This is a genomic window from Roseovarius gahaiensis, from assembly GCF_011601345.1.
Classification (GTDB): Bacteria; Pseudomonadota; Alphaproteobacteria; order Rhodobacterales; family Rhodobacteraceae; genus Roseovarius; species Roseovarius gahaiensis.
The window spans coordinates 1-5732 of sequence record NZ_JAAORB010000072.1 but is presented as its reverse complement, the minus strand read 5'-3'; the positions used below and the strand labels follow the sequence as shown (position 1 = coordinate 5732).

Here is a 5732-nt window from a genome sequence, read left to right as displayed (position 1 = left end):
TGATCACCCCGAGCCTACGGCTCAGGGGAAGCAACGCCACCCTTTTTCAAAGTTTCAACATCCGTCGGGACATCCCCGATCCGAAGTATGGCCAGAATCCAAACCATGTGTTGGTCTCGCGCTTTCTGAAAAGCAGCCGTTCACAACTGAAACGCGGCGGCGTTGTCGTGATTTCCACGGTGGACAGCCCATTCTATGAAGGCGCGTTCAAAATGAACGAAGCCGCACGAAAGGCGGGATTCGCAGAACCCGATATCTACGATTTCCAACCATCGGATTTCGCGGGATACACACACCAAAGCACCGCAGACGAGGACAGCGCGATAGATGACCATGGCTCCTTCGCAACTTTCGCTTTTTCCGGCTGATCCGTCGCCCGAGCTTCCGGACGGCCTGACCTACCGCGAAGACTACATCACGGAGAGCGATGCCGATGGGCTGCTCGCCGCTGTCGATGCGTCTGCGTGGCTTGCCGATCTGAAACGGCGCGTTCAGCACTACGGCTATAGGTATGACTACAAGGCGCGGCAGGCGCGGAGCGAAGACCGCATCGGCACCTTGCCTGCCTTTTTGGAAAAGTTAGCAAAACGGTTGGCCCGCGAAGGCGTATTCTCGAAACTGCCGGATCAAGTCATCGTAAATGAGTATCTGCCCGGACAAGGCATCTCAGCGCATATCGACTGCCGCCCCTGCTTTGGCGAGACAATTGCAATCCTGAGCCTCGGGTCGGCCTGCGTGATGCGCTTTGAGCATCCTTTAAGTTCCCGAACGGTTGATCTGGCTCTCCAGCCACTCAGCCTTCTGACCATCTCGGGAGACGCGCGACATGAATGGACCCACGCCATACCCGCGCGAAAAAGCGATCTGATCGACGGCGAAAAACACCTGCGATCGCGTCGTGTGTCACTGACGTTTCGAACGATGCAATTTGATTGACCGAAAGCGCGGGGCACTGATCCAAATGTTCTGGCTCAGAGAAAGCGCACCCGCCGGGGGCGCGTTCTTCTACAAGCAGACCGGTCAGAACGACCGGCGATCTATGCTGCCATCATCGCCTGACTGGCAAAGCGATTGAGGGACTACGAAGCGCCGCTTGTTGTGACCTTCATGAAAGGTATCACGGCACCTGTCAAAGCAGCGATTGCCGCGTCGGGAACGCAGTGAGTTTGAGGTTGTGCCGTTTCCGGGCAACGGGCGGCAAGGTGAATTCCGTTCAGCCATGACAGCGATCATGCCGAAGCTTCTGAGCCTGTAGCCGAAAGGGTCAGATTCGACCCAAAATGACCCGGATTTTCCCCCACCGTGCTTACTATGTGCTTACCGTAGCAGTAAGCACATTTGCGAAGGCCATCTAAGCCCTTGAAATATTGGTCGGAGTGAGAGGATTCGAACCTCCGACCCCTGCCTCCCGAAGACAGTGCTCTACCAGGCTGAGCTACACTCCGACCGTGGAACAGGCGATTACAGATCGTTTCCATGCTTTGCAAGGGAATTTGCAGAGCAACCTTGTATTCCGGCGCGGCGATTTGCATTCTGTCGGTCGGAGACCTCGGCATGATGGCACAGGCACTTCCCGCGCTTGGCGGGATCGGACTTTTCCTTTTGGGCATGAAGATCATGACCGATGCGCTGCGCGAAGCCGCAGGCCCCGGGCTGCGCCGATTGCTGTCGCGATTTACGACTACCCCGCTGACCGGCGCCGCCAGCGGCGCGCTGACGACAGCCGTGATCCAGTCGTCCTCGGCCACCACGGTGATGACGGTGGGCTTTGTCGGGGCTGGTTTGCTGAGTTTTTCGCACGCGCTTGGCGTGATTTACGGGGCCAATATCGGCACAACAGTGACCGGCTGGATGGTGTCGCTTGTCGGCTTCAAGCTTAAGCTAGGAACGCTTTCGATGGGCTTGCTTTTTGTGGCCGGCCTTGCGCTGCTGCTGTCAGAAGGGCGCATTGCGCGGATCGGGCGGATCGTGGCCGGATTTTGCCTGCTTTTTATCGGGCTCGACATGATGCAAGACGGCATGGGCGGCGCGGCCGAATGGCTGCAGCCCGACCGCCTGCCAGATGGGTTGACCGGCGCTGTTGTTATGGCAGGGCTTGGGCTGGCGATCACGGTTGCGATGCAATCATCGTCGGCGGCGGTGGCCGTGGTTCTGGTTTTGCTGGGGAATGATACACTAACCCTCATGCAAGCCGCAGCCGCCGTGATCGGGATGAACGTCGGCACCACATTTACCGCGCTTCTGGCCGCTCTTGGCGGGTCACGGGCGATGCAACAGACGGCGGTTGCGAATCTTTTATTCAATCTCGGAACAACCGTGCTTGCCTTTCCGCTCCTTTGGGGGATGTCGGGGGGCTTGCACTCGATTGCCCTGCGCATGGGCGCGGATACCGCGCTTGTGCTGTTTCACACCGCGTTCAACCTGCTGGGCGCGGCGGTTTTCCTGCCGCTGACCACAGCTTTTTCGCACGCGGTTGAACGGCTCTTGCCCGAACCTGCCGCACATCGCCCCCCCGCGCTGGACCCCCGCCTGCTCAGCGACGAGGGCAGCGCCATGCAGGCGGCTCATAGCGTGATGTCATGGGCCGCGAAACAACTGTTCGCCGCCTATGCCGATGCCCTTGGCCCGCAACGCGACCTGCGCGCGCTATCGGCGCTTGCGCCGCAACTGGCCCCGGTTCTGGAGGATCTCAAATCCTATCTGGCGCGCATCACGGTGCCACGCGGCAAACCAACCGAGGCCAAAGCCTACGCCGCCCTGATGCATCAGGTTGACCACCTTGACCGCCTGCTGGGCCAAAGTGCCAAGCGTCGCTTCATCCCGGCGCTTCACAGGCATCACGTCACCGCCCGTCCGGCCGTTTGGTTTGCCACCTGCCTGTCATCGCACAAGGGGCTGACCCTGACACAAACCGGCCAGCGCATGGCACGCATGGCACCAATCGTGGACAAACGCGTGCACCGCCACCGGCGCGGCCTGCTTTTAGGGGAACATGTGGGGTTGTATTCGGTACAAGACACCTTTGACATCACCGATGCGATGCGGTGGCTTTTGCGGATCATCCACAACGTGCAGCGGATCGGGGATTACGACGCCGCTGTCAATCAGGCCTTGGGGCAGGCCAAACCGCCCGCCCCGGACCGTTAAAGCTTACAGGCTGGCATCCAGCGCGGCAACGATGGCATCGCCCATTTCCGAGGTCGAAACCGGCTGCACGCCGTCCTCGCCCAGCAGATCGGCAGTGCGCTTGCCATCGGCCAGCACCTGCTCAACCGCCTTTTCAAGCCGCTGCGCCTCGTATCCCTGGTCAAAGCTGTAACGCAGTGCCATCGCAAAGCTAAGCACACAGGCAATCGGGTTGGCCTTGCCCTGCCCTGCGATGTCGGGGGCCGAGCCATGCACCGGCTCGTACAGGGCCTTGGGCCGACCATTGGCCATCGGCGCACCAAGGCTGGCCGAGGGCAGCATGCCAAGGCTGCCGGTCAGCATCGCCGCGGCATCCGACAGCAGATCGCCGAACAGGTTGTCGGTGACGATGACATCGAACTGCTTGGGCCAGCGGCACAGCTGCATTGCGCCAGCGTCGGCATACATGTGGCTCAGCTCAACGTCGGGATAATCTTCGTCGTGGACCTTCTGCACCACTTCACGCCACAGAACGCCAGATTCCATGACATTGGCCTTTTCCATCGAACACACCTTGTTGCCCCGCTTGCGGGCCAGTTCGAACGCACTGCGCGCGACGCGGTCGATCTCGGACTCGGTGTAGCGTTGGGTATTGATGCCCACGCGCTCGTTGCCTTCCTCGAAAATACCGCGCGGCTCGCCGAAATAGATGCCGCTGGTCAATTCGCGCACGATCATGATGTCGAGCCCGGCAACCACGTCCTTTTTGAGAGACGAGAAATCAGCCAACGCATCGAAACACTGCGCCGGACGCAGGTTGGCGAACAGATCCATTTCCTTGCGCAGGCGCAGCAAGCCGCGCTCGGGCTTCACACTGAAATCCAGATCATCGTATTTCGGGCCGCCAACCGCACCCAGAAGAACCGCGTCCACCTCTTGGGCTTTGGCCATCGTATCGTCATGCAGGGGCGTGCCGTGCGTGTCATAGGCTGCACCACCAACCAGATCCTCGCTCACAACAAAAGGCAGGTCGCGTTTCGCGCCATACCAGTCGATGATCTTGCGCACCTCGGCCATGACTTCGGGGCCAATGCCATCACCGGGCAGAATAAGAAGCGAGGGGGTGCTCATGGGGCGTGTCCTTTTACATTGTCAGGTATTGCCATTCGCCTATCCCGAAGCCTCGCAATGGTCAAGAAAGCGCGCCTATGGCTTGCCATAGGTCAAATCAACCCAGACCAGCCGATGCGTGCTAGCCGTGACCGCCGCCTCATGGCCCTCCACACCGGGTGGCGGCCAATGGACAGCGGCATCAATCACCGTCCAATCCGCCGAGGGCAGCACATAATCCACCCGCAACGGGCCGGGGCCGGGCGCGGGCCAATCCACGGTATGAAGGCGCGCATCGCCCTGCAGGTCGGGATGCGCGGGCACAGGGCCGGGGCGCAGCGGGCGGGGGTCTATGACGCGCCGATCACTCAGCAATGCGCGGATCGCTGCCTTGCGCCCGCCGCCATCCACCGGATCAATCGTGGCCCCGCCCAGAATGACAAACCGTTCTTGCGGGGCCGGGCCAAATTGACCATCCAGCACATGCTGCCACAGTCGAATTTCATCATGATTGCGACGGCCGTTGCGATCTTCTGGCCCATCAAACACATGCGGCGCGGCATGAAAGGGCATCAGATGCACCACCCCACCCGGTGCCTTGATCGGCACGATCCAATGGCCGACCGATGACAGCCGCTGTATCCTCTGCGCCTGCGCCGACGGAAAAGGCTGGCCGCCAACTGTCGGCAATAACGCGCCCGGCACATCGCGCCAAAGGATACCCGACAGATCACGCGCCCCCGCGCCATCAATCGGATAGCGCGATAGAATGGCCATGCCGCCTTGGCCGACAAACCGGCCATAACCCTGCGCATCGGCCCCACGGGCCACACGCCCGTCCCCATCCATATCCAGCCCGGTCGCCCTCCCGGCATTCGGCGCTGGTGCTAAGATATATGGATAGTCTGGCCCGGACAGGGCAATCGCATCGCGTAATGCGCGCAACGTGTGCAAGTCATGATCATGATCCACGCCTTGCAGCGCCACGATGTCGGGCGCGGCATTGGCCAGCACCGTGATCACCGCGCGGATCTGCGCATCATCCCCACGCAATATATCGCGCAACAATAGCCCCGGACCGTCGCGTTCCAATCCCGTGTTGAAAGTTGCAATACGCAAGGGTTCGGCTTGGGCCCATGCAGCGGCCAACACAAACCAAAGCGCACAAATCAGGCGCGATGCAGCGCCTCGGCCTCGGTTTCGGCGCGGGCATAGGTGCGGTTGCGCTTCTCCTCGATCATCTCGGCAATCCGAGACATCGCAACGCCGCGCATCAACATACTGGCTGGCAAAAAGGCCCATGCGGTGATCGTCCAGATAAGCGTTTGCGGATGCGCGACCGAAATCGGGTCAATCATATCAGACGCCGCCTTGATCGCTGCCGGGATCAAGAATGGCAGCAGAGATCCTAATACAATGTTAGAGCGTGTCGCCCCTGATCAGATTCAGGATTCCCATGATGCTTGCTTTGTGATTCCATGCTTTTGAGGCATATA

5 protein-coding genes, 1 tRNA gene and 1 pseudogene are annotated in these 5732 nt (G+C 60.4%); 3 read left to right on the top strand and 4 right to left on the bottom strand.

Annotation, left to right across the window (positions count from 1 at the left end; genetic code table 11):
* Window positions 1-368: Rossmann-like fold-containing protein (locus HAT86_RS16685; protein ID WP_196780645.1), on the top strand; the 368-nt coding region annotated here is incomplete at its 5' end.
* A complete protein-coding gene (locus HAT86_RS16680) occupies window positions 328-936 on the top strand; it encodes an alpha-ketoglutarate-dependent dioxygenase AlkB (protein WP_231125958.1) in 609 nt (202 codons plus the stop codon). The genes HAT86_RS16685 and HAT86_RS16680, both read left to right, overlap by 41 nt.
* A gap of 432 nt (window positions 937-1368) precedes the next feature.
* Here the strand turns inward: HAT86_RS16680 and HAT86_RS16675 are convergent.
* Window positions 1369-1445: transfer RNA gene (locus tag HAT86_RS16675), tRNA-Pro, on the bottom strand.
* Between the two features lie 109 nt (window positions 1446-1554).
* On the opposite strand from HAT86_RS16675, the gene HAT86_RS16670 reads away from it, so the two are divergent.
* Window positions 1555-3147 carry a Na/Pi cotransporter family protein gene (locus HAT86_RS16670; protein WP_167200590.1) on the top strand — a complete coding sequence of 531 codons (1593 nt, stop codon included), beginning with the start codon at window positions 1555-1557 and terminating at the stop codon, window positions 3145-3147.
* Window positions 3148-3150: 3 nt separating this feature from the next.
* Here HAT86_RS16670 and leuB read toward each other — a convergent pair whose 3' ends face one another.
* From leuB to HAT86_RS16655, 3 genes and pseudogenes are all read right to left on the bottom strand, one after another.
* Window positions 3151-4257 carry a 3-isopropylmalate dehydrogenase gene (leuB, locus tag HAT86_RS16665; RefSeq protein WP_167200587.1) on the bottom strand — a complete coding sequence of 369 codons (1107 nt, stop codon included), beginning with the start codon at window positions 4255-4257 and terminating at the stop codon, window positions 3151-3153.
* Window positions 4258-4332: 75 nt separating this feature from the next.
* Window positions 4333-5355 (bottom strand): endonuclease/exonuclease/phosphatase family protein, encoded by a 1023-nt coding sequence (locus HAT86_RS16660; RefSeq protein ID WP_331272578.1) that lies wholly within the window; start codon window positions 5353-5355, stop codon window positions 4333-4335.
* 50 nt (window positions 5356-5405) lie between these two features.
* Window positions 5406-5657: pseudogene (locus HAT86_RS16655) on the bottom strand (hypothetical protein); the annotation flags it as partial.
* Window positions 5658-5732 lie beyond the last annotated feature (75 nt).

Bases quoted from the DNA above. Each gene is read 5' to 3' on its own strand.
- HAT86_RS16680 (WP_231125958.1), top strand. From the start codon at position 328: ATGACCATGGCTCCTTCGCAACTTTCGCTTTTTCCGGCTGATCCGTCG.
- HAT86_RS16670 (WP_167200590.1), top strand. From the start codon at position 1,555: ATGATGGCACAGGCACTTCCCGCGCTTGGCGGGATCGGACTTTTCCTT.
- leuB (WP_167200587.1), bottom strand. From the start codon at position 4,257: ATGAGCACCCCCTCGCTTCTTATTCTGCCCGGTGATGGCATTGGCCCC.